This is a genomic window from Pseudomonas sp. BIC9C (assembly GCF_034541995.1).
GTDB classification, from domain to species: Bacteria; Pseudomonadota; Gammaproteobacteria; order Pseudomonadales; family Pseudomonadaceae; genus Aquipseudomonas; species Aquipseudomonas fluorescens_CC.
In genome coordinates, this window is the sequence record NZ_JAWDGM010000002.1 from 34,641 (window position 1) to 59,340 (window position 24,700).

The 24,700-nt window shown below is 61.0% G+C and carries 17 protein-coding genes and 3 tRNA genes; 18 read left to right on the forward strand and 2 right to left on the reverse strand.

The annotated features are described in order from the left end of the window. Positions 1-16: 16 nt before the first annotated feature. A complete protein-coding gene (gene phaR / locus RS887_RS10370; RefSeq protein WP_322615305.1) occupies positions 17-550 on the reverse strand; it encodes a polyhydroxyalkanoate synthesis repressor PhaR in 534 nt (177 codons plus the stop codon). A gap of 741 nt (positions 551-1,291) precedes the next feature. On the opposite strand from phaR, the gene RS887_RS10375 reads away from it, so the two are divergent. The 8 genes from RS887_RS10375 (at position 1,292) to RS887_RS10410 (ending at position 11,955) form a co-directional block, all read left to right on the forward strand. Next, a complete protein-coding gene (locus RS887_RS10375) occupies positions 1,292-2,602 on the forward strand; it encodes an MFS transporter (protein WP_322615306.1) in 1,311 nt (436 codons plus the stop codon). Positions 2,603-2,625: 23 nt separating this feature from the next. Further along, a complete protein-coding gene (locus RS887_RS10380) occupies positions 2,626-3,855 on the forward strand; it encodes a Zn-dependent hydrolase (RefSeq protein WP_322615307.1) in 1,230 nt (409 codons plus the stop codon). Between the two features lie 151 nt (positions 3,856-4,006). After that, positions 4,007-5,032, forward strand: coding sequence for a histone deacetylase family protein (locus RS887_RS10385; protein WP_322615308.1), 1,026 nt, complete (start codon positions 4,007-4,009; stop codon positions 5,030-5,032). Between the two features lie 244 nt (positions 5,033-5,276). Beyond that, positions 5,277-7,181, forward strand: coding sequence for a sigma-54-dependent Fis family transcriptional regulator (locus RS887_RS10390; protein ID WP_322615309.1), 1,905 nt, complete (start codon positions 5,277-5,279; stop codon positions 7,179-7,181). After that, positions 7,181-8,899, forward strand: coding sequence for an ABC transporter ATP-binding protein (locus tag RS887_RS10395; protein WP_322615310.1), 1,719 nt, complete (start codon positions 7,181-7,183; stop codon positions 8,897-8,899). The genes RS887_RS10390 and RS887_RS10395 overlap by 1 nt, the downstream gene beginning before the upstream one ends. After that, complete coding sequence (locus RS887_RS10400) at positions 8,889-9,566, forward strand: S8 family serine peptidase (protein ID WP_322615311.1); 678 nt, start codon at positions 8,889-8,891, stop codon at positions 9,564-9,566. Before RS887_RS10395 ends, RS887_RS10400 begins: the two co-directional genes overlap by 11 nt. Next, complete coding sequence (locus RS887_RS10405; RefSeq protein WP_322615312.1) at positions 9,563-10,861, forward strand: NAD(P)/FAD-dependent oxidoreductase; 1,299 nt, start codon at positions 9,563-9,565, stop codon at positions 10,859-10,861. Before RS887_RS10400 ends, RS887_RS10405 begins: the two co-directional genes overlap by 4 nt. Before the next feature lie 95 nt (positions 10,862-10,956). Further along, complete coding sequence (locus RS887_RS10410; RefSeq protein WP_322615313.1) at positions 10,957-11,955, forward strand: acyltransferase; 999 nt, start codon at positions 10,957-10,959, stop codon at positions 11,953-11,955. Positions 11,956-12,001: 46 nt separating this feature from the next. Here RS887_RS10410 and RS887_RS10415 read toward each other — a convergent pair whose 3' ends face one another. Next, positions 12,002-13,492 carry an aldehyde dehydrogenase family protein gene (locus RS887_RS10415; protein ID WP_322615314.1) on the reverse strand — a complete coding sequence of 497 codons (1,491 nt, stop codon included), beginning with the start codon at positions 13,490-13,492 and terminating at the stop codon, positions 12,002-12,004. Between the two features lie 232 nt (positions 13,493-13,724). Between RS887_RS10415 and RS887_RS10420 the strand changes: the two genes are divergently transcribed. The 10 genes from RS887_RS10420 to peaA all read left to right on the forward strand — a co-directional run bounded on the left by RS887_RS10420 (position 13,725) and on the right by peaA (position 24,611). Beyond that, complete coding sequence (locus tag RS887_RS10420; protein ID WP_322615315.1) at positions 13,725-14,114, forward strand: MliC family protein; 390 nt, start codon at positions 13,725-13,727, stop codon at positions 14,112-14,114. Positions 14,115-15,064: 950 nt separating this feature from the next. After that, positions 15,065-16,138 (forward strand): D-isomer specific 2-hydroxyacid dehydrogenase family protein, encoded by a 1,074-nt coding sequence (locus RS887_RS10425; protein ID WP_322615316.1) that lies wholly within the window; start codon positions 15,065-15,067, stop codon positions 16,136-16,138. Between the two features lie 6 nt (positions 16,139-16,144). Then, a complete protein-coding gene (locus RS887_RS10430; RefSeq protein WP_322615317.1) occupies positions 16,145-17,530 on the forward strand; it encodes an FAD-dependent oxidoreductase in 1,386 nt (461 codons plus the stop codon). 32 nt (positions 17,531-17,562) lie between these two features. Continuing rightward, a tRNA-Lys gene (locus RS887_RS10435) sits at positions 17,563-17,635 on the forward strand. Positions 17,636-17,690: 55 nt separating this feature from the next. Beyond that, positions 17,691-17,763 (forward strand) — tRNA-Lys (locus tag RS887_RS10440). A 55-nt stretch (positions 17,764-17,818) separates the two neighbouring features. Beyond that, positions 17,819-17,891, forward strand: a tRNA-Lys gene (locus RS887_RS10445). A gap of 107 nt (positions 17,892-17,998) precedes the next feature. Next, complete coding sequence (locus RS887_RS10450; protein WP_322615318.1) at positions 17,999-19,381, forward strand: MATE family efflux transporter; 1,383 nt, start codon at positions 17,999-18,001, stop codon at positions 19,379-19,381. A gap of 90 nt (positions 19,382-19,471) precedes the next feature. Then, complete coding sequence (locus RS887_RS10455; protein ID WP_322615319.1) at positions 19,472-21,352, forward strand: hypothetical protein; 1,881 nt, start codon at positions 19,472-19,474, stop codon at positions 21,350-21,352. Next, positions 21,327-22,499: an aminotransferase class I/II-fold pyridoxal phosphate-dependent enzyme gene (locus RS887_RS10460; protein WP_322615320.1), complete on the forward strand. Its 1,173-nt coding sequence runs from the start codon at positions 21,327-21,329 to the stop codon at positions 22,497-22,499. The genes RS887_RS10455 and RS887_RS10460 overlap by 26 nt, the downstream gene beginning before the upstream one ends. A 531-nt stretch (positions 22,500-23,030) precedes the next feature. Beyond that, positions 23,031-24,611 (forward strand): quinohemoprotein amine dehydrogenase subunit alpha, encoded by a 1,581-nt coding sequence (gene peaA, locus RS887_RS10465; protein ID WP_322615321.1) that lies wholly within the window; start codon positions 23,031-23,033, stop codon positions 24,609-24,611. Positions 24,612-24,700: the final 89 nt, after the last annotated feature.

A 24,700-nucleotide genomic window follows, 5' to 3' on the forward strand; every position in this document is an offset into this window, starting at 1 on the left:
ACTGATGGCGATGGGTTTACTCCCCATCGCCATTTTTTTTCGGCCCGCCACTGGCACCTGGCTTGCCTGGTGGCATGCCGCCGAACAGGCCGAAGAGGTTCTGAGTGTTCATGTAGAGGGCTTTTGACTGGTCGACATACTGGCGCATCAAATCCTGCATGACCGGTGCTTGCTGGTGCATGAATGCGCTCCAGGCTTCAGAGGACTGAGCGCCGGTCTGGGACTGGATGTCGATGACCGTCTGGATGCTTTTATCCAGGTAGCTGCCGAGGACGCTCTGGTAGGGACCGTAGAACTGGATAATCCCCATGAGCATCTCACTGGAGAATATCGGCTCACCGCCACTTTCGGCTTCCAGAATGACCTGCAGCAAAATACTTCGGGTCAGATCTTCGCCAGTCTTGGCGTCGACCACCTCGAACGGGATTCTATCGACGACCAATTGGCGTATATCCGCAAGGGTCAAATGACTGCTGGTGTGCGTGTCATACAGACGGCGATTCGGGTACTTCTTGATCAGACGGGTGGTGTTCCGACTGTTATCTGTCATGCGGGGCTACTCACAGCAAGCCTGATTTGCAGGCATCTTATCCTACTCTGATCACTGCCACTCCAATGCGTCGCCTCACGCGGCACGCGCTGGGTGGTCAGCGTAAGAACTTTCTTCATCTTTTGGGTGCTGAGCTTGCGAGGCTTGGTGCGGGACGTTGAGCGATTGCGATGGTGCGTAGTCGTTTGTCGATCCAGATCAGGCAATGTATGGCGAAGCCGCTACCAAGGCCTCTGTTTCGCAGCCATCTGCGGGTAACCGCGCCCAACCAATTTCCATGCCTTCCAATTGATTGCTTGGACGACTGTGGCTCATACAGTCTTATCGAATAGAAAAGTCGTTAGCCTCGGGGGCAAGCGGGAGTCATGCATTTTAATCGCATGTGCTCTTTGGGAATCAGGCATCTGATTTATGAGCGAGCCGATGGTTAGCCTCGGCCCGTGCCATCTCGCTGGTATAGAGGCCTTCCGCTGTAAACCCGGACGGGTTGCAGTTTAGGTGGCGACAGCTCATTTCAATTTCTGGTGAATTCGTTTTTTTTCTGCTGAACGCCTACGCGTTCCACGTCGCGTTCGGCTTCGGCTGCTCTCGATTATAAGTTGTAGTAATACCTCAAATAATAAATAGAAAATTGACTAATCATGGTCCGGAAACGAAAAATCATCCCCAGACCGGTGCCGCCAGAGCGCCGCGGATTTGCCGTTTCTCTCCTGCCAGAAAAATAACCAAAGGAGTCCCCCCATGAAGCCTCCCGCTTCGTCCCAGCCGCGCCGTGCGGCAGCCGCTGCCTTTATTGGCACGATGATCGAGTGGTACGACTTTTACATTTACGCCACCGCCGCCGCGCTGGTGTTCGGCGCGCTGTTCTTCCCCTCCGACGACAAGCTGTTCAGCACCATGGCCGCGTTCGGCACCTTCGCCGTGGGTTTCTTTGCGCGGCCGTTGGGCGGGATTGTCTTCGGCCATATCGGTGACCGCATCGGCCGCAAGAAGTCGCTGATCATCACCTTGTTGATGATGGGGGTGGTCACGGTGTGCATCGGCTTACTGCCGACCTACGCGCAAATCGGCGCCACGGCGCCGGTACTGCTGATTCTGCTGCGCATCGTCCAGGGCATCGCCGTGGGTGGCGAGTGGGGCGGGGCGGTGTTGATGGCCGGCGAGCATGCGCCGAAAGGCCGACGCAATTTCTTCGCCTCGTTTGCGCAACTGGGCAGCCCGGCGGGTTTGATCCTGTCACTGCTGGCCTTCAGTGCGGTCACCCGTTTACCGGAAGAAGACCTGATGAGCTGGGGCTGGCGCTTGCCGTTCCTCGCCAGTTCGTTGTTGCTGCTGGTGGGCCTGGCGATTCGCCTGGGGGTCAATGAGTCGCCGGAGTTTCTTGCCAGCCGCGAGCAGGCCAGCAAAAGCCAGCGCAAGGAGCAGGCGCCGGTCATGGAGGTGCTGCGTACCGCGTGGCGTCCGTTGCTGTTGTGCATCGGCGCCAACACGCTGGGGATCGCCGGGGTGTATTTCACCAACACCTTCATGATCGCCTACACCACCCAGCAACTCGAACTTCCACGCTCCCTGATTCTGGAGTGCCTGTTCTTCGTCGCGATCATCCAGTTCTGCATTCAGCCACTGGCGGCCTGGGTCGCCGAGAAGATCGGCGCGACCCGCTTCCTGTGCCTGGTGTCGTTGCTGGCCATGGCGTCGCCATACCCGATGTTCGTGCTGGTCAGTTCGGCCCAGGCGCCGCTGATCATCCTTGGCATTGCGTTGGCGGTGGTGTGCATGGCGTCGTTCTATGCAGTGATCGCCGGTTATGTCAGCGGCATGTTCGAGACCCGTGTGCGCTACACCGCGATTTCCCTGGCGTACCAGATTTGCGGTGCGGTGGCCGGTGGCCTGACGCCGTTGATCGGCACATTGCTGGCGCACAGGTTCGCCGGCCAGTGGTGGCCGATGGCGGTGTTCTACAGCCTGATCGCCGCGACTTCGCTGCTGTGTGTCCTGTCCCTTGCCCGCCGCCATGCCAGCGCTGAACGCGTCGAACTGGCCCGCGCTTAATCCTGATTTTCCTGGAGTGACTCATGTTGAAGATTAATGGCGAACGCCTCTGGGCGAGTCTGATGGCGATGGCCGAAATCGGCGCCACCGCCCGTGGCGGCAGCTGCCGCCTGGCCCTGAGCGACGAGGACAACGCCGGGCGCGAACTCTTTGCCCACTGGTGCCGCGAAGCCGGTATGACCCTGAGCGTGGATGCTATTGGCAACCTGTTTGCCCGCCGCGCCGGTACTGATCCGGATACCGCGCCGGTGATGATGGGCAGCCACCTCGACACCCAGCCCGAAGGCGGGCGGTTCGATGGCGTGTACGGCGTGCTCGCCGGCCTGGAAGTGGTGCGCTGCCTGAACGATCTGGGTATCCAGACCCGCAAGCCGCTGGAGGTAGCTGTTTGGACCAACGAAGAAGGCGCACGCTTCACCCCGGCCATGTTCGGCTCGGCGGTGTTCACCGGCACCATGGCGCTGGACGCTGCGCTGGCAGTGCGCGACATCGATGGCATCAGTGTCGCCGAGGCGCTGCAGCGTACCGGCTATGCCGGCGAGCGCCCGCTGGGCGGCGCGGTGGATGCGTATTTTGAAGCCCACATCGAGCAAGGGCCGATCCTTGAAGACAACGCCAAGAGCATCGGCGTGGTCAGCGGCGGTCAGGCGATTCGCTGGCTCGACGTGCGGGTCGAAGGCATGGCGGCCCATGCTGGCACCACGCCGATGCCGCTGCGCAAGGATGCCTTGTACGGCGTGGCGCAGATGATCCAGGCCATCGAAGGCCTGGCGTCGGACTTTGCCCCGGAAGGCCTGACCACCGTCGGTGAATTGAGCATCAACAAATCGTCGCGCAATACCATTCCGGGTCTTGTGAACTTCACCGTCGACCTGCGTCATCACCGTGATGAAACCATCGAGGCGATGGAGCAACAGGTCCGTGCACGGCTTCAGGCGATAGCCGACGATCGCGGTTTGCAACTGACGATCACCCCGCACTGGATCAGCCTGGCGACGCCGTTCGACGCTGACTGCGTGGCGGCGGTGCAGCAGGCCGTGGATGCCCTGGGCTACGCTCAGCAGTCGATCGTCAGCGGTGCCGGGCATGACGCGATCCATCTGGCGCGGTTCTGCCCGACAGCCATGGTGTTCATCCCGTGCGTGGGCGGCCTGAGCCACAACGAGGCTGAAGACGTGCTGCCCGAAGATGTGCGCCAGGGTACGGATGTGTTGCTCAATGCGGTGCTGTCTCGCGCGGTAAAAACTGAATAAACGCAGCCAATGTGGGAGCGGGCTTGCTCGCGAAGGCGTCGTGTCAAACAACATTGATGTCGACTGACACTCCCTCTTCGCGAGCAAGCCCGCTCCCACAGTAGGACACGGCCGGGTTCAAGATCCAAGTTAACTGACAGGTACTCACTCCATGCGCAGTTTTTTCCACCCCGAACAATTGCTCCACCATCCACGCAGCTACTACTCCCGTGGCCAGATGCGTACGCCGCAGGAAGTGCCGGAGCGTGCACAGCGCCTGGTGCAGGCGTCCGGTGCGTTGGGTTTTACCGTCGAGCAACCGGCCGATGCCGGTCTTGCTCCGCTGTTGGCGGTGCATGGCGCACCGTACCTGGCGTTCCTGCAGGAAGCCCATCAGCGCTGGAAAGAGATTCCCGAGGATTGGGGCGACGAGGTGATGTCGAACATCTTCGTGCGCGAGCCCAATGCCCTGCGCGGGATTCTCGCCCAGGCGGCGCGCTATCTCGCCGATGGCAGTTGCCCGGTGGGCGAGCAAACCTGGCGTTCTGCCTACTGGTCGGCGCAAAGCGCCATCGCCGGTGCCCAGGCCTTGCTCGAGGGTGAGCCGGCAGCCTATGCCTTGTGTCGTCCACCGGGTCACCATGCCCGGGCCGAAGCGGCGGGCGGTTTCTGTTATGTGAACAACGCGGCGGTGGCGGCCCAGGTGTTGCGCGCTGGTTTTTCGCGGGTGGCGGTGCTGGATACCGACATGCACCATGGGCAAGGGATTCAAGAGATCTTCTACGACCGTAATGACGTGCTGTACGTTTCGGTGCACGGCGATCCGACCAACTTCTATCCGGGTGTCGCAGGTTTTGCTGACGAGCGCGGTGTCGGCGCGGGCGAGGGTTTCAACCTCAACCTGCCGATGGCCCATGGCGCCAGCGAGGCGGATTTCCTGGAACAATTGGATCTGGCACTGAAGGCGGTGACGGACTTCGGTGCCGAGGTGCTGGTGCTGTCCCTGGGCTTCGATATTTTCGAACTGGACCCGCAAAGCAAAGTGGCGGTGACCCGCGAAGGGTTTGCCGTGCTTGGTGAGCGGATTCGCAGCCTCGGGATGCCGTGCCTGATCGTGCAGGAGGGGGGCTATCACCTGGAGAGTCTGGAGGATAATGCCAAGGCGTTTTTTGTGAGCCCTGAGGTGTGGCAGCTCTGAGATCCTGGGTGTCTGGAAGATCGCTTTCGCGGGCAAGCCCGCTCCCACAGGTTTCGCGTCGTCCACAAATCTGCGGTTCTACTCGGACACTGTGGGAGCGGGCTTGCCCGCGATGAACGATAACCCGGTCCACCTGACGGAACACAAGCGCCGTAAGGCACTTGCCATAGCCCTTACGTTAACGTAAAGATTGCGGCAGGGCGCCGACGTATGAAGGCGCAGGGCGGATGACCCGGAGCGCTTGATGACGCTAATAAAAACAAACTCCCCCAAACTGCATCGCGAAGCCCGGCTGGCCCGGGAAAAGCTGCACCTGGAAGGCGAAGTGCCGGATGGCGTCCTGCGTGCGGAAATCGATGCCTCGTGGCGACGCAGCCTGAGCCATGGCGTGCATTTCAATGCCAAGCACGAGCTGGCGCTGGAATCGAGTGCCAGCCTCGACGTGCTGCTGGCCAGCAACCGCTTGCTGATCGACGCCGCGTTGCCGGCGATCGATTACCTGGCCGAGCGTCAGGGCAAGGAAGGGCTGATCATCCTGGCCAACTCCGATGCCACCATCCTCGCCGTCGAAGGCCGCGCCGACCGCCTCAAGGGCAGCGGCTTGCAGGACATCACCCTCGGCGCCTGCTGGAGCGAAGCCGTACGCGGCACCAACGCCCTCGGTACGGCACTGGTGGAAGCCCGGCCGACCCTGATCGATTGTGGCGAACATTACCTGGATCGCCTCAGTGATTTTTCCTGCACCTCGGTGCCGATCCATTGCCCCCAGGGCGACATTCTTGGCGTCCTCGACCTGACCCGCGAAGGCCCGCTCGGCCGCGCCCACGACAGCACTGCGCTGCTGGCGATGGCGGTCAGCCAGATCGAAAGCCGGGTGTTCAATGCCAGTTATCCGGACGAGATTGTCCTGGCCTTCCACAGCCGCCGGCAATATCTGGAATCTCCGTGGCAAGGTTTGCTTGCGGTGAGCCTCGGCGGACAGATCCTGGCGGTCAGTGCCCAGGCCTGCCAGTTGCTCCACGCCGAGCGCTCGGCCCTGGTCGGCCGGCGCTGCGAGGAGTTTCTCGGAGTCGATGGCCTGCAGCTGCTGGCGCGCCTGCATCAGGGTGGGGCCGGCAGCCTGCAAACCGCCAAGGGCGAATTCTTCTACAAAACCCTGCGCGCACCGCAACGCTCGATCAACGTCGGCACCCCGCCGCGCATTGTCGCGAAACCGGCCAAGGCGCAACCGGACCTGGAAGCGCTTGCCGGCAGCAATACGCGCTACGCCCGTGCCTTGCGCATGGCCCGTCAAGGCCTGGCCAATGAACTGCCGGTTTTGCTTTTGGGCGAAACCGGCACCGGTAAAGAGGTGATCGCCCGCGCCCTGCACATGGCCGGAGCGCGCTGCGAAAAACCCTTCGTGGCGGTGAACTGCGCGGCCATTCCCGAAGGCCTGATCGAGTCCGAACTGTTCGGTTATCGCGAAGGCGCGTTCACCGGTTCACGCCGGGGCGGCATGGTCGGGCGCTTGCAGCAGGCCCACGGCGGCACCTTGTTCCTCGATGAAATCGGCGACATGCCATTGGCTTTGCAGGCCCGGTTGTTGCGGGTGTTGCAGGATCGTAAGGTCGCGCCTCTGGGCGCTGGCGAAGAGCAGGACATCGACGTCGCGCTGATCTGCGCCACCCACCGTGACCTCAAGCGTCTGGTGGAAGAAAAACACTTTCGCGAGGACCTGTTCTACCGGGTCAATGGCATCAGCGTGATGCTCCCGGCCCTGCGCGAACGCGAAGATTTCGGTGCGCTGGTCAGTCGCATGCTGACGACACTGGGCGCACCCACCGTGGTCCTGCACCACGATCTGGATCGCTTGCTCAGCGGCTATCACTGGCCGGGTAACATCCGCCAACTGGAGATGGTCCTGCGCACCGCACTGGCCATGCGCGAACCGGGTGAAACCGCGCTGACCCTCGACCACTTGCCCGACAGCATGCTCGACGAGTTGACCGCCGGCGAACGGCCCCAGGCCGGCAGCATCCGCGAAAACGAACTGGAGCTGATTCGCCAGTCCCTGGACACCCATCAGGGCAACGTCTCGGCCGCCGCCGACGCCCTGGGCATCAGCCGCGCGACCCTGTATCGCAAGCTCAAACAGTTGCGCTCGTGATGCTGCGCCTGATCGTTCGGCTGATCGACAGCCAGAACCCCGAGGCGCTGCAAGTGTCGCTGCGCTGGCTGTACAGCTTTGTGCGGCCCCATCGTCTGGCGATTGCCGGGCTGCTGGGCCTGTCGGTGTGCGCCTCGCTGCTGGTGCTGGTGCAACCCTGGCTGACCAAACTGTTGATCGACGACGGCCTGCTGGCGCGCAACTTCCCGATGCTGGTCATGATCGCCGGGCTGATGATCGTCGCGGGGTTGCTGGGCACGGCGCTTTCGGGCATCAACCGCTACCTGCACACGCGCCTCTCCGGGCGCATGCTGTTTGCCCTGCGCGATGACCTGTATCGGCATTTGCAAACGCTGTCGCCGGGCTTTTACGGCCAGCGGCGCATCGGCGACCTGATGTCCCGCCTCGATGGCGACGTCGCGGAAATCCAGCGCTTTGCCGTGGACTCGCTGTTCTCGGCGGTGTCGAGCGTGATCGGCCTGGTGGTTGCCATTGCGATGCTGTTGACGTTGTCCTGGAAACTCTCATTGCTGGCCCTGGTGCTGATTCCCCTCGATGTCCTCTGGCTGCGCTGGATGCGGCGCAAGGTCGAGCGCGATGTGCGGCAGTTGCGCGAGCGTTCGGCGGACATGTCGTCGTTCATGGTCGAGACATTGCCGGTCATGAAGTTCATCCAGTCCGCCGGCCAGCAACAGCGCGAAGCACGGCGCCTCGAGACGCTGGGGCAGGGCTACATGAGCCAGTTGCTGCGCCTGCAAGTCACCGAGTTTTTCACCCAGGCCGTGCCCGGTACGCTGACCTCGCTGTCCCGGGCTTGCGCATTTTTGATTGGCGGTTACTGGGTGGTGCAGGGCACCTGGCAACTCGGTGCCCTGATTGCGTTTTCCACCTACCTGGGCATGGCCGTGGGGCCGGTACAGAGCCTGCTCGGGCTCTACGTCGCGATTCAGCGGATGACCGTCAGCCTCGGCCGGGTCATGGAATTGCGCGGCGAACAACCGACCGTCTTGACGCCCGCCAGGCCACGCCCGATGCCAACTGGCGGCGATCTCTGGTTCGACAACGTGCACTTCGCCCATCCCGGTCGCCAATCGACCCTGCGCGGCATCGAAGCGCGGATCCCCTACGGTTTGAAAGTGGCCCTCAGCGGTGGTTCTGGCGTGGGAAAATCCACCCTGATCGACCTGCTGCAGCGTCATCACGATCCGCAATCGGGCCGGGTGCTGCTGGGTGACGTCGATGTGCGCGAACTGGATCTGTTCCAGTTGCGTCGACGCATTGCCATCGTCAGCCAGGACATCGTGCTGTTTCGCGGCAGCCTCGCCGACAACCTGGCCTATGCGGTGCCGGACGCCAGCCGCGAGGAGATTGCCGAGGTGGCACGGCTGGCGCAACTCGACAGCCTGATCGAGTCCTTGCCCGAAGGCCTCGACAGTCCGCTGGGCGAGCGCGGTCAGCAGTTGTCAGGTGGGCAGAAGCAGCGCATCGCGATTGCCCGGGCGTTATTGCAGGACCCTTTGATCCTGGTACTCGATGAAGCCACGTCCGCGGTGGATGAAGCCACCGAGCGCGAAGTCATCGACGCCATCGACCGTTTGTTTGCCGGACGCACGCGCATCCTGATCAGCCATCGCCCTTCAACCCTGGCCAATGCCGATCTGCGTTTCGAGTTGCTCGACGGCGTACTGACCTCGAAAACGGTGCTGCATGAAATCTGAGTTGCGCATTGGTGTGGTGGACAGCGGCCACTCGGCGGCCCAACGGGGGCAAGTGATCGCCGGTCGGCGCTTTTCATTGCTCGAAGACGGCCTGGCCGAAGGCGACTTGCGCGACGATCCGCTGGGGCATGGCAGTGCGGTGATCGAGGCCATCGGCCGGCGTGCACCCTCGGCGCTGTTTTGCGTGGCCCAGGTGTTCGACCAGCGGGGCGTCACCAGCGCCTTGCAGATCGCCACGGCGATTGACTGGCTGCTGACCCAGGACGTACGCCTGATCAATTTGAGCCTTGGCCTGCGTCAGGATCGCAGCCTGTTGCGCGCGGCTTGCGCGGCGGCGGTGGCACGGGGCGTGCTGCTGTGTGCGTCGAGTCCGGCCCAGGGCGAAGGGGTGTTTCCGGCCAACTATCCGCAGGTGTTGCGGGTGACTGGTGATGCACGTTGCGCCGAGCAGGAATGGTCGTGGCTCGACAGCGCCCAGGCGGATTTCGCCGCGTGTGTGCAGGGCACCTATCCGGGTCAATCCGGGGCGAGCCTCGGTTGTGCCGCGTTGACCGGGCACATTGCCGGGTTCCTCGCCGAACAGCCCGGCGCCAGCAATGAACAAGTCATCCAGTGGTTGCGTGAACATGCCCGTTACCGTGGCCCTGAACGGCGAATCGGGCCATGACCGACATCGTCATTCTGGGGGCCGGGCCGGCAGGGGCCGCGGTCGCGCTGGGGCTGCGGCGGCTGGGCCATGGCGTCACGCTGATCAGCGAATGGCGCCGGTTTGCAGCGCTCGAAGGCGTGTCCGTGCGGGTGCTGGATGCCTTGCGCAGCGCGGGCCTGCAGCACGCGCTGGCGGATGCGACGTTGCCGTCCCAGCGCCAGGTCTCGTGGAATGGTCAGCAGCATGCGCAGAACATCGAATACTTGCTCGACCGTCCGCTGTTTGACCGGGGCCTGCGCGAGGATTTGCGCCTGGCGGGGGTTGAGCTGATCGAAGGCCGGGTGCTGACGGTTCAGTCATCGGCCCATGGTCATCGAATCGAAATCGACGGCCGCGAACCGCTGCTCGCGCCGTTTCTCGTGGAAGCCCGGGGACGTCAGGCCCCCACTATCGGCAAAGGCTTGCGTGGGCACGAGACCGTCAGCTTGCTCAATCGCTGGCAGGGTTCGCCGGGCAGCACCGCCAGCGCCGTGGAAAGTCTCGAGGACGGCTGGGCGTGGATGGCACGGCGCGCCGACGGCCAGTGTTACTGGCAATGGACGGTGGATGTGGCCAGTGCCGGGTTGCCGGGCAAGGCCATGTTGCTCGATTACTGCCGGCAGCGGCGCCAGGGTTCGCGGCTGGCCACGGCATTTTTTGCTGGCGAAACGGAAAGTGATCTACAGCTGCACGCCCGCAGCAGCACGGCGATTCTGAGCCCGCAGGTGTGTGGCGAAAACTGGATTCGGGTCGGCGATGCGGCAATGGCCGTCGACCCGCTGTCAGGCAATGGCATTTTTCAGTCTTTGTCTTCGGCATTGCAGGCGCCGGTGGTGATCAACACGCTGCTGTGCAAGCCTGAACGAGCGGCCCTGGCCCAGCGTTTTCACCAGCAGCGGGTGGAACAGTTGTTTTTGCGTTTTGCGCGGATCGGCCGGGATTTCTATGCCGATGAGCAGCGCTGGCCGAACAAGCCGTTCTGGCATGCACGACGGAACTGGCCGGATGCCGAGGTGGCCCATGCCGAGGCGGATTTCAATGTGCTGAGGATTGAGCGGGCGCCGGTGCTGCGTGATGGGCTGGTCGATGAGGCCGAGGTGGTGATCACGGCGGATCAGTCGTTGGGCATCTGGCATGTGCAGGGGGTTGAGGTGGCGCCGTTGGTGCAGAGGTTAAAGCAGGGAGAGCCGGCGGATCAGGTATTGGCCGGGTTGACGGTGGAGCAGGGGCGGATGGTTCGCGGCTGGTTGCTGGGTCAGGGTTTCAAACCTTGAATGAAGAACGTCCGGACCCGGCGAAAAAGCCTGTTCTCCCAGCGCAAAGCATCGTAGTTTACGCGCCATAACGACAAGGAATTTTTGGGGTGTAAGTGGGAGCCTATCGTCTGCTATTGGCCGTTCTGGTGGCCGTTTCTCATATGGGCAAGACGTTCATGGGGCTAAACCCCGGCGTGATTGCCGTGATTTCCTTCCTGATCATCAGCGGTTTCGTGATGACCTCGCTGATCGAACGCAACTACAAGGCGCCGGAGAAAGTCGGCCTGTTCTACCTGGACCGCGCTCTGCGGCTCTATCCTCAATTCCTGTTCTACTTCGTGGTTTCCTGTGCGGTGATCTATTTCCTGTTGCCCGGCACGCCTCAAGCCGCCGAGCTGACGCTGCGCAACATCGCCGCAAGCCTGGCTATTGTGCCACTCGGCTTCTACATGTTCGGAGCGGCGGGATCGTGGATCTTGCCGCCGGCCTGGTCTCTGGGGCTTGAGATGTGCTTCTACCTGGTGATCCCTTTGCTGATCATCTACAGGGCGCGGGGCGTTGCGTTTGCTCTATCCGTCGTCGTCTTCATGGCCGCGTGCCTGGGTTTCATCAACACCGACCTGTACGGCTACCGTCTATTGCCGGGCGTGCTGTTCATGTTCCTGTGCGGCAGCTACCTGTACAAAGCGCAGCCGAAGGGTTTAGCGATCGCTGCCGGAACCGCCGTGGTTGCAACGCTGATGTTCGCGGCGATCATGGCGGGATTGATTGAGCGCCGGCCGTTCAACGCTGAGGTGACCGCTGGCATAGCGTTGGGCGTCCCCGCCGTGTACCTGCTGACAAAGCTCAAGTTTCACCGGGTAGACGAGTTCCTCGGGAACATCAGCTACGGCGTGTTCCTGAATCACTTTGTGGTGATGTACTTCCTGCGCGCTTTTTGGCCGGTTGCCTACGACGGGCACATCGTTGCAACAGTGCTGGCCCTGTCATTCCTTTTGAGCGGCGTTTCGTACTACTGCGTTGAGCGGCCGGCCCTGAAACTTCGTCACGCGCTTCGGGCCGGCGCAAAATATGGGTTGGGTCAACCGCAGGGCCGCGAAACAGCGGCGTAGTGGCTGGAATGGCCGCCCGTGAAGGCGGCCTGAAGGACGCTACGAATCACAACTTGATCAACACCGACTTAAGCTCCGTGTAATGCTCGATCGCCGCATACCCCATCTCTCGCCCGACGCCGGACATCTTGTAGCCGCCGAACGGCAGTGCCGGGTCCAGGGCGCTGTGGCAGTTGACCCACACCGAGCCTGACTTGATGCGCGGAATCATCCGGTGCACCGCCGCCAGGTCATTGGACCAGATGCTCGCCCCCAGGCCGTAGGGGCTGTCGTTGGCCATGCGCAAGGCATCGGCTTCGTCGTCGAACGAAATAGCCACCAGCACCGGGCCGAAGATCTCTTCCTGCACCAGAGAGTGCTTCTGATCGACGTCGACAATCACTGTCGGCTTGACGAAGAACCCCGGGCCAAACTGCTCGCCGCCGCAGGCGATGGTCGCACCGCTTTCCCGGCCCTTTTCGATGTACCCGTAGACGCGCTCCTGCTGCCGTGCCGAGATCAATGGCCCCATTTCGACGCTCGGGTCCAGGCCGTTGCCGAGTTTCATGGCGTTGGCGATATCGCTGATGTCCGCCACCACATTGTCGAAATGCTTGCGCTGCACATACAGCCGCGAGCCCGCGCAGCAGACCTGGCCCTGATTGAAGAAAATCGCGCTGGCAGCCCCGGCCGCGGCGGTTTTCAGGTCGGCGTCGGCCATGACGATGGTCGGCGATTTGCCGCCCAGTTCCAGGGTGACCCGGGTCATGGAGTCCATGGCGATCTTGCCGATCTGCTTGCCCACGGCGGTGGAGCCGGTGAAGGTCAGCTTGTCCACCAGCGGGTTGTGAGTCAGCGCGGAACCTGCGGTAATGCCGGTGCCGGTGACCACGTTGAACACGCCTTCGGGATACCCGGCCTCCAGCACCAGCTCGGCGAGTTTCAGTGCGGTCAGCGGGGTTTCGTCGGCAGGTTTGAGCACCACGGTACAACCGGTGGCCAGGGCCGGACCGAGTTTCCAGCAGGCCAGCAACAGCGGGAAGTTCCAGGCGACGATGGCGCCGACCACGCCCACCGCTTCGCGGCGGATGAAACTGTGGAACTGGTCGTTGGGCATCAGCGGTGCCGACACGTCAACCGTGGAACCTTCGATCTTGGTCGCCCAACCGGCCATGTAGCGCAGGAAGTCGATGGCCAGTTGCACGTCCATCACCTGGGCCACCGCCGCGCTTTTACCGTTGTTCAGGCATTCGAGTTGCGCCAGCAGTTCGGCGTCACGCTGCATCAGGTCGGCGAGTTTCCACAGCAGGTTCTGCCGCTCCCGGGGGCGGGTGCGGGTCCAGGCCGAATCGTCGAACGCCTGGCGGGCGGCGAGTACCGCGCGGTCGACATCTTCTGGCGTTGCCCGTGGCACCACGCACAACACCTCACCGGTGGCCGGGTTGTGCAGGGGCATGGTCTGGCCGTCGGCGGCCTCGACCCATTCGGCGCCGATCAGCATGCGCGGGGCGCGCTGGATAAACGCGGTGGTGGCGGGGAGCAGGGTTGCAATAGTCATGACAGAACCTCTTGTTATGCGTGAGGCAAGGGCTTTCGCAACCCCTGTGCCAGTTTTGACTGAGGCTTAAGTAGATGATTTAAAAAGGGTTTATTTTCGGTGGCGGAAGGGCGCCGGATGCAGGCTGTCGCAAATTGCGATTGCTTTGAGACAGCCAGGCCTGAACTTGCGAGCCCCGAATTCGTCGTAAAGGGACTCGTTAAAAAAGGCGTATTGAACAAGGAGATGTGCAGTGAGGATTTCAATGATTCTGGGAACCACCTTGCTGCTGGCGCCGTTGTTCGCCCAAGCCGCGGCGACCCCGGCCGAGCCGGAGCAGCCGGCGTACCAGAGCAGCGTGGCCAGCTACCGCTGCGAGGGTGGGGTAGAGGTGCAGGCGGCGTACCTGAACATCGATAACGGCGCCTCGTTCGCCACCCTGTATTACAAGGGCCAACTGATACCGATGCATATCGCGCGCTCCGGTTCCGGTGCGCGGTATGTCGCCGACGACGAGCAGAACAGCTACCGCTGGCACACCAAGGGCGACACCGGCCTGTTGAGCTTCCTGGAGGCCGACCATACCGCCAAGGAACAGCAACTGCTCAAGGACTGCCAGGAGCAGAAGGCCGAGGAGCAGTAATCCCCCTCAGGAGCGGCAGCCACCAGCTGGCTTGCTGCTCCTCTCTCTCGCGATCCCAGGGGTATTTCCGGCCCCGCTATCTGCGGTTGAATGGCCGTCGAACGGCCAGTGTCCAGTCAAGACATGCCTGTATCGATCCCGCTGTGGAGATTTCCCTGTGAACTGTGAACATGTTCGAAGCCCTGCGTGAGAGCTACGGGCGCAACGGATCGATGGCGACGAGCTCGATACTATCCAGGTCGTGAGTTTTACCAAGTAGTGCAACGAACGACTCTGCTATAGAGCAAAAAACGACAAAGATTACTGTTATGGGCGCAATAAGGGCATTCATTCGCAGACTTCCTTGTCGATGCTGTGTTTATTTTTTAATAGACAGGAGGTGTCTGGATGTTGTCAACAGCGAATCTGTACGAATATGGATAATTAAATGTAGGAACTTTCCTTGTGAATATCAGACTCTGGAGTTTACGGGGTGGTTAATTAGTTTTTTTGGAAAATGCCGGGGCTGTCCCTGCATCGTGCCAATTGTTGAGATGTAGTTGAAGAATAATTTTCTTTCTGTGTCTGGGGAAAACTCTTGACACGGAAGGTATATTGATTTTTTATGTGGGCCTGAGCTTTTGCGTGGATTGAAAGTTCAGCGATGCAAAGGATGCATTGTTATTGAATGGTGCTGCATTGCACCGTACTCATAAGGATATGTGTATGTTCTTGATCCTCTTAGTCTCCGCTATTTACTGTTATCCCGAATCGGTACTCGTAACAAGTTCCTAAGTTTGTCATTGGTTTTATGCCCGATCCTGCCTGACTTTCAGCATCTTGTCTTATTGGATGTTGTGTGGCCTTGCTTGATCGCTGGCAGGGTTCGTCAATTATCACTGTTGTTTTCAGCGCGTCATATTCGGGCGTTTGAAATTTAATATTCCATTAAAATTCATTGGGGTGTCACTGTGTCTGAACGAATTAAAGTAGTTATTTCCGGGGCTGATCGTTTAGCTCGACGCTATATCTCTGAGTTGAATCCCTCGCAGTATGAGGTGGCATTGATTTCCGAGTCGTTTCCCCATCAGGCGCGCGTTATTTCCGCTATCAGTGACGCCCACATCTATATGCATGCCGGTGAAGAGATCCTCACCGAAGAGATCCTGCAACAGGCCGGGAAGTTAAAGCTGGTGGCCTGCCTGGCGTCTGGCGCCGAGCACCTGGTCGATATCGAGGCGGCTGACCGCCTGGGTATCGCGGTGACCAACACCCCGGGCTTGAAAGTGATGTACGAAGCCATGGGCGAGTTCCTGGTGGGGCTGGTCATTGCCTTGCGCCGCAAGCTGATCTACTTCCACACTGAGCAGAAAAATGGCCGCCTGCACGAAACGGACACCCCGCTGCTCAAGGATGCGGTGATCGGCATCATCGGTATGGGCAAGGTCGGCTCTCGGGTGGCGAGGATGATGCACGATGCGTTCAACTCCAGGATCGTCTACACCGCCAACTCGCAAAAACCCGATGTAGAGCGCGATACCCAGGCGCAACGGCTGTCGCTGGAAGCGCTGCTGGAAACCAGCGACGTGGTGATCCTGGCGTGTCCGTACAACGATTCGACCCTGGGCTTCATCGGGGAACATGAGTTGTCCCTGATGAAACCCACCGCGATCCTGATCAATACCTCGGAGTCGTCCCTGGTCGATGGCCAGGCGGTCTACAAGGCCCTGGTCGAGGAGAAGATCGCCGGCGCGGCGTTCGACGACAAGAATTGGGCTGCTCCGCCGCTGATCAAGGATGGCAAGACCATCAACATGCCGATCGAGATGCTCAACCTGCCGGATGATCGTTTCATCTGTACGCCTTATGTGGGCGCCATGACTTCAGCGGTGTGGGACGAGATGGCGAGTGTGGCCGTGGGTTCGATCCTGCACTTCATGCAGCACGGCACCGACAGGAATCTTTATAACCGCAACCTGGACACGAGCTGCCACGCCCGGCGCATGGGCTCCGGTTCGCCGCTTGTCGCAGAACTGGAAGGCTGAGCCAGGATGAACGAGGTTACAACGCAAACACCTCTGCGGCAGGCGCTGCAGGGTTACGAGGCGGTCGAACTGCTTTTTCCCGGAGAGCCTGGTTACGAGGAAAGGCGTCAGGTCTATAACCGGATTCACGACCTGCATCCGTTGCTCATCGTGCGTACCCGGAATCGCGCAGCCATTGGAGCGGTGCTTGGGCTGGTTGCCGATAACCAGCTCGAACTCGCCATCCGTGGTGGTGGGCATCACATTGCCGGTTTTGGTTCGACCGAAGGCGGCGTGCTACTCGATTTCTCTGGCTTCAACGGCGTCCAGATCGATGCGCTTCAGGGCATTGCTCGTGTGCAGCCGGGGGCTCGCTTGCGAGATATGGACGCGGCCTTGTGCCCCCTGGGGTATGTGGTGCCGACCGGGACGGTCAGCGATACCGGGATTGCCGGGCTGACGCTGGGTGGTGGGATCGGCTGGTTTGTCGGCACCCTGGGGTTTACCTGCGACAACCTGGTCGGCGCCGATGTGATGCTCGCCAGTGGCGAGGTCGTCAGGGCCGAGGACCCGCAGCACCAGGATCTGCTCTGGGCCCTTCGTGGCGGTGGCGGCAATTTTGGCGTGGTGCTGGAGTTTCGTTTTCGCTTGTCGAAGCTGCCCAAGGTCTACTGTGGCTCGATCACGGTGGCTCCCCAGGATGTGCCGCGGGTGCTTATGCAACTGGGGAAGCATATGGAGCAGGACTGCCCGGCGAATCTGGTGCTGGCGCCTGTCTTTGCCCCTGGTGTGGATAGTGACCGCTGTGTGTTATCGATCGATTTCTGCCTCAGCGACTATCAGGACATCGGCGCCATCAGGGCGTTGGAAGAGGCGCTGGATCTTGCGGGCAGCCACCAGTACGTCACGGATGACTTCAGGGCCTGGCAGGCCTGGTTCGACGACAGGTTCCAGCCGCCGATGCGCGGGTACTGGAAATCGATTTGCCTGGATGATTTTACCCGCGACACCATGGATGCCTTGTTGACCGTGGCGTCCAGCATGCCAGGCAAGCGCTGCAGTATCACCATCGAGCATCTGAACAAGGCACGACGTTCGGCAACGCCAGGCGATTCGGCCTTCCCGCTCCAGGCGAGAGGCTACGGCATCCTGTTTTCCGCCCGTTGGAGCGAAGCCGGGGACGACCAGACCTTTATCAACTGGGTCAAGGCGGCCGCGCTGGGAACCGCGGGTAACGATGGCGCCGCTGCGTATTCCAACTACTCGTTAGCCGACAACTCGTCACGTACGGTGCTGCTCGGCAGCGATAACGAGCGCCTGCTCAAGGTCAAGAAGCGGTACGACGCGGGGAACCTGTTCAGGCGCAACCACAATATTCGCGAGAGCAAAGAGGGTACCTCCTCACTCGGTTGATTGAGGGGGGAGGGGAGTAGGACCGATACATGGGGGAGAACGCCCGGTGGCTTGGGCGCCAACTACTTAAGTTGGTAGTCGTGAGTTCGAGTCTCACTCTCTTCCACCATTTTCACCCGGGCGTGGCGATTTCACGTCCGGGAAGCGAGGCAGATAGATGGGGGAGAATGCCCGGTGGCTTGGGCGCCAACTACTTAAGTTGGTAGTCGTGAGTTCGAGTCTCACTCTCTTCCACCATTTTCACCCGGGCGTGGCAGTTTCACGTCCGGGAAGCGAGGCAGATACATGGGGGAGAATGCCCGGTGGCTTGGGCGCCAACTATTTAAGTTGGTAGTCGTGAGTTCGAGTCTCACTCTCTTCCACCAATTATCGGAAGGCCGGCTTGTTCATTTCGACGAGAGATCGATCGAGCGGCTGGTGGTTTCACTCTATTTCTTGTGTGCACTGAATTAAATGAAGGATGCAGGTATGCAGTGGATTGCGGAAGGTCGGCGCATTATCAAAGTGGCGGTGCCACTTTCGATCGTTTATTTGATTGAAAGTATGATGGCCTTCGTTGACTCCGTGTTCATGGGGCGTTTTCGTGCCGATGAAATCGCCGGTTATGGGCTGGGGGCGCGTATCGTTTTCGACGCGACCAATGTCATCTGCCTGTGCGTCATCGGCATGGTCGCGGTTTTCTCCGCCAAGTACGACGCGCTCAAAGACAAGCGGGCTGTGGAAGCACATGTGCAGCACGGCTTCTATATGTGCCTTCTGCTCAGCCTGCCGGTGGTCCTGGTGACCTTGAACCTTGGCAGCCTGCTGGTGGCCTTCAATGTCGACGCGGCGGTGGCCCTGCAGGCGGATCAGTATGCGCAAGGCGCGGTGTACTCGATCTTGCCGCTGGCTTTGTTCTGCGTCTTGCGAGACCACTCGGCGGCGGTTTCCGACTTCTCGTCGATTTTCTACATCACGCTCTTCGCCAGCGTTTTCAAAGCGCTGATTTCCTACGTGCTGATCCTCGGCGAGTTTGGTTTTCCACGGCTGGGGGCGTACGGCGCGGGCCTTTCGACGTCCCTGGTCAGCTGGGGAATGCTGGGCGCGGAGATCCTGCTCTATTCCCTGAGCAATCGCCGGTCCGGCAAGACGTACGCGATCTTCAGCGGCTGGGTGAGCCTGCGTTGGGCGCTGGTCAAAAAGTACCTGGCGATGGGCCTGCCCCTCTCGGCGAACAGCCTGGTCATTTCGTTGATGTTCATCGTGCTGATGCTCTTTACCGAGAAAGTCGGGACCTTGGAGCTAGCCGCGGCGCAACTGGTGTTTTCCTATATCTATCCGGTCTTCATGCTGGTTGAAGGGGTGCGGGAAGCCATCGCCATTCGTGTGGCTCAGGAGCATGCGTTGGGTAATGTGCACAAGGTGCGCAAACTGACGGTGGTGGCTTGCCTGGTCAGTATGCTGTTTCTGTTTCCTTTCGCCTTTGTGGTCTTTTTCGATTCCACGCTGGTCGCCTCGATGTTCTTTAACGTCAACGAGTTGGTGAACACTGGCCTGCTGACCCAGTTCAACCTGATCATCGGCCTGGCCGCCCTGAGCATCGTCGTCGAGTGTGTACAGGTCATCGTGCTCGGCGCGCTGAAGGGCCTGGAAGACACCAGGGTGCCATTCCTGATCAATACCACCACCGCCTGGGTGATCGGCGTGGCCGGGGGGTATCACCTGACGTTCAACCTGGACCAGGGGGTCGTTGGCCTTTGGGTGGCGCTGATTCTCAGCCATCTCGTGTCGCTGGTGCTGTTGGCGGCCCGGCTGCTGCTGGTCACCAGGCCCAACAGCCCTCTGCTGTGCGCGACCTCGGTGCACGACTGACCGTCACCCATCGCCAGGCCGGTCGAACCCGGCCTGGCAACCCATCATCAAGGTTTTCGGAAGATCGCCGGTCTGTACGGGGGAGTGCGCATGCGTGAAGTACTGGCTACTTACATAGAGGCATATGACGTCGCGATCGATTGTCTCGAACGTTTGCATGGTGCCGAGCTGGCGACGGCCGTCGGTCAATTGTTGTCGCGGATCGCGGCCTGTGACGATGTGCTGGTCAACAACGTGCTCAAGCACCATCGTCATGTACTTGAACTGAACAGCGAGGAATGGGCGTGGTTCCTGCCCGGCATTCTCGAACTGGAGCGCAACAGCGCCTTTGTGGCGGCCTACCTGATCGAGAAGATCCCGCTGCTCAAGCAACAGCTGGACATGCGGGCCTTCGTCGAGTTCCTGCTTGCCATCAAGGATCATTCGGCGCGCGGCCTGTCCTACCTGATAGGGACTTCCGATTCGGCGCTGTGTGACGACCTGGAGTCGATCCTGGAGGCGGTAGGCACTGCCTACTATCAGGCCGCCATGGACTGCGTGCTGCGTCATAAGGACGAACTCGGCGCGTGTTGCGCGCCCTTGCTTATCCACATCAAGAACTACAGCCGGCACCTGCCTGCCACCGACCTGGACGCGCTGGCGGCCCTGGTCTGTGAAGTGCACGCCCGCTACGGCAGTTTTGGCGCGGTGGCCCTGCTGGAAAACGCCGATGGGGTATTTGCCCGGCACAGTGTCCAGGCGGTGCGTGAACGCCAGGGTGAACTGGCGGAGGCCAGTGTCGACTATTTCCATTACCTGCTTGCCAATGGCCTGCCGCAGGTCGGCACAGTGCGCGCCGACACGGCTTCGGTCGGGCAATTGGAGGGCGCGAGTCTGACCTCGCATATCGATGCCCCTGGGGTGTTCGATGGCGGGCTGGTCTCCGCGATCATTTCCAACATGAACTTCATGGATCCGAAGACCCTGGAGAACATGCGTCATCAGTTGTCGATCGATGACTTCAAGCGCTGGTTCGAACAACAACCCGCGTTTACCAACGCGCGCATGCAGATCGCCGATGCCTATGCCGGTGCCTGGTTCTCGCCGTTCGACTACTGGGGCGGCGAGATGGGCATCGCCCGCTTCAGGGCGCTGATAGGCCAGGCGATCGAGGCGAACTACGACAAGCAGGCCCGGCAAACCCTGGTCTACCAGAACAAGGCGCTGTTCGACCGCCATGCCGAGTACAGCGAAAGCCGCCTGCGACTGATGATCGATGCGGCGTTTCCCCAGGGCGGTGACGGATCGCCGGTGCCCGAGGATATCGCCAGTATCAGGACCTATCTCGACGACCACGACCGGCAGGGGTTGCGAGATCGGCAGTCGAGGCAGCGGGTGTTCATCAGCACCTGGAACAGGAACCCCTGGCAGGACTACAGCCGCTCCGACGAATTTTACTCCTGCACCGGCATTGGCGATTACGCGGTCAACAATGCCCCGGGTTACCTGGTCGAACCGAACCTGTGCCGGCTGTATGTCTGGTACCAGGGACGCCGCATCGGCCGGCTCAACCTGATTGCCGTGGCGGACGTCGAGGGGACACCGGGGTTGTTGCTCGATGGCGTCGAGGGGGGCGGTCGCCTGTTGCAATCGCAAGAGCGGGTACTGGACATCCTCGGCAGCGTCGCCGAGTTCGCCAAACGCTGTGGCCTGAGTGCCTATTACATCAACTGCAAGGCCACCTACAACAATGTGCCCAAACAGTTCATAGCCCAGGCGATTCGTCATGTCGGGCTACCGGTGACGCATGGTTATCTACGTCGCTATTACCAAGGAATGGAAATCTATCAGGCGATGCCCCACGGACTCATACCGTTCTTCGAATCCTTCGGGAACAACTTGTCCGGGATCGTGAGTGGCCTGAAAATCACGTTGCCCCAGGGGTCAACGTTCACAAGGAGGTGTTATGTTGACTACATTGACCGATCATGAGTACCTGGCCCTGAATTCAGCCTGCAGCTTTGCTGACGGGCATGCCTATCACGAGTTGCCCCGCGGGCTGGCGGGTGTCGTCGAGCAACTGCCGAGCATTTGGTATGACTGCAATCAAACCAGGGTTCGAGACATGGAGAAGTCTTTCAAATGTGAGTGGGCCAACCTGCTCGATTCCAGCGAGTTGTTGCGCCACGAGCACTTCCGGGTTTCCCCGACTGCGTCGAACTCCATCGATATCGTCGCGACACTCCTGGCCGAGCGAGCCCCGAGGGTGCTGCTGATCGAACCGACGTTCGACAACTTGTACTTGATGCTCAAGCGCCGCGGCTGCGAAGTGTCACCGCTGAACGAGCAGTCGATGATCGACGCCATCGACCAGGATAAGGTGGCCGGGCTGCTGGAGGGGCATGCGTTCGATACCCTGTTCCTGGTCAACCCGAACAACCCCACCGGGTATCTGATCCGCGAGAAACAATTCAAGGCCATCGCCGAATACTGCCAGCGGCAAAGCAAGGTGCTGGTGGTGGACTCGACCTTTCGTTTCTATACCAGGCAACCCTTCAATGACTATGCCGCGCTGTTGAAGGCGGGCGGCTCGTTCGTGGTCATCGAGGACACCGGCAAGACCTGGCCGACCCAGGACATGAAGTCGAGCATGATCGTCTATTCCGAGGACCTGGCTCCGGGGCTGGAAAAGATCTATGAGGAGATCTACCTGTGCCATTCGCGTTTTGTCATGGGCGTGTTCGTCGACCTGTTCCGGCGCACGGCGGCGGTGGGCCTGGAGCAGGCGCTGGTGCATGAGATCGGGCTGCGCAGTGGCAAGGTCAGGGCATTGCTGGCCGGTACCGATTTGCGTTGCATTACCGACAGCCGGGCGACGGCGATGCCGGTGGAGTGGATCGATGTCTCGCGCACCGGGAAAACCGACGCGGAGCTGATCAAGCAGTTTCTCCGCCACGGGTTCCATTGCCTGCCAGGCAGCCACTTTTTCTGGCACGCCTATTACGAACGCGGTATCCAGAGTTCCCGCTTCATCCGCCTCTCGCTCGCCCGTCCCGCGCACGTCTTCGAAAACGGCCTGGCGCTGCTGCGTAACATCTGCAATGAATCTAACCTGGCCAGGCTGGCCGTGAACGGTTGAGTCATCCCCCTGCGTTCCTGCTGGTGGCTGCCCATTCGTCCGCAGAGCCCGGCAGGCCTTTCTCATCTTTTTTGTGAGTCCCGACCGACGGCTTCACAAAAAAGATGATTTCTGGCCCCTCCTTGTCGGGGTCCAGAACCCTCCATTCCCAAGCCAGTAACCTCCCGGACGTCACACCCTTCGACGACCTCCGGCGACTGTACGCCGCTGGTTCGGCCAGGCTCCCGTGGGCCTCATTCCTGTGCTTAGCTTTCAGGATCCTGCTGCGCTCGCGGGGCGTGAACCGGTCTCGTCTCAGAGTGGAACAGTTGTCGCGAAATTAAACGCGGCCGGCCGGCGATTGCCTGGGAGGTGCGTCCTTGAACTCTAGCAAGCCCTTGATAAAAAACATCATTTATAAGCTGGCACGCTCTGTGTATTGCACATCTCAGACGTTTCTCTTGCCTCCGTCAGCGGTTCACCGCCGACGGCAGAAACCATAAAAACGATAAGCCACAACAATAAGAACGCACCGTGCGAGGTTCGACGTTGATGAAGAGAAAACTCCGATCAGGCATGAGCGCCAGCCTGCTGGCCGTAGCCGCTTGTGTAGCGCTGCATTCGCCTCATAGCCTGGCAGCCCGCGACGCCCAGACCATCCTCAAGGAAACCTGTCAGGGCTGTCACACCCCCGAAGCCGATAACGCCCTCAGCCGCATCAGCCACCAGCGCAAAACGCCGGAAGGCTGGCTGATGAGCATTGCGCGGATGCAGACCATGCACGGTTTGCAGATCAGCGACGACGACCGGCGCACGCTGGTCAAATACCTGGCCGATACCCAGGGCCTGGCGCCGAGCGAAACCGACGGCGTACGCTATGCGCTGGAACGGCGGCTCAACACGGTCGAGAAATTCGACGACCAGCACAGCCAGATGTGCGGCCGCTGCCACTCCGGTGCGCGGGTGGCCCTGCAACGTCGTCCGGCGCAGGAGTGGGAACGCCTGGTGAACTTCCACCTCGGGCAGTGGCCGTCCCTGGAGTATCAGGCGCTGGCCCGGGACCGCGACTGGTTCGACATCGCCCGCAAAGACATGGTGCCGCTGCTGGCCAAGCGTTATCCGCTGGACAACCCGGCCTGGAAAAAATGGCAGAGTGTGGCGCCCAAAGCCGATGCGCTGGTGGGCGACTGGAGCTTCAGCGGTCACTTGCCGGGCAAGGGTGAACTGGCCGGTGTCATGACCGTGAGTGCCGATGGCAGCGACACCTTCAAGGTCAGCGTCAAAGGCCAGTACGCCGACGGCAGCCCGTTCAATGGCGACGGCAGCGCGATTCTCTATACCGGCTACGAGTGGCGCGGCAATGTGACCGTCGATGGTGTGACCATGCGCCAGGTGTTCGCCGCCCAGGGCAATGCGATGCAGGGCCGGATGTTCGAGGCCGAGCACGACGAGCGCGGCCTGGACTTCGTCGCCGCCAAACAGGGCTCCCAGCGTTTGCTGGCGGTGCAACCGGGCTACGTGAAGGCCGGCAGCGAAACCGAAGTGACTCTGATCGGCAGTGGCCTGACCGGCAAACCGAACTTCGGCAAAGGCGTGGAAGTGGTCGAAGTCGTCTCGCAGAGCCCGGAGCGGATCAAAGTCAAACTCAAGGCTGCGGCCAATGCTCAACCGGGCGCGCGCGCGGTCACTGTCGGCACGCTGAAAGGCCCGCAGCTCTCGGTCTACAGCAAGATCGACGCGGTCAAGGTCGTGCCTGAGTTCTCGGTGGCGCGGATTGGCGAGGGCGGCGGCTCGACACCGAAAGTCCAGGGCCGTTTTGATGCGGAAGCCTGGGGCAAGGGCGCCGATGGCAAGCCGTACCGCATCGGCGTGTTCCCCGCGCAGTGGAAGGTCGAGGCCTTCGACGACCGCGCCAAGGAAGACGAGGACGTCAAGTTCGCCGGCACCATGCAGGCCGACGCCGGCGTGTTCACCCCGGGCGATGCCGGGCCGAACCCGGCCCGCAAGATGTCCACCAACAATGCCGGCAACCTCAAGGTGATCGCCGCCGTCGACGACGCAGGAAAGTCCCTGACCGGCGAAGGCCACATGATCGTCACCGTGCAACGCTGGAACAATCCACCCATTCCGTGATGTTGAAACCTGAGCTTGGCTGACAACGCTTTCAGACACTTTTCGGAATGACCGCAAGCCCCGCCAACCGGGGCTTGCACAGGAGGTTG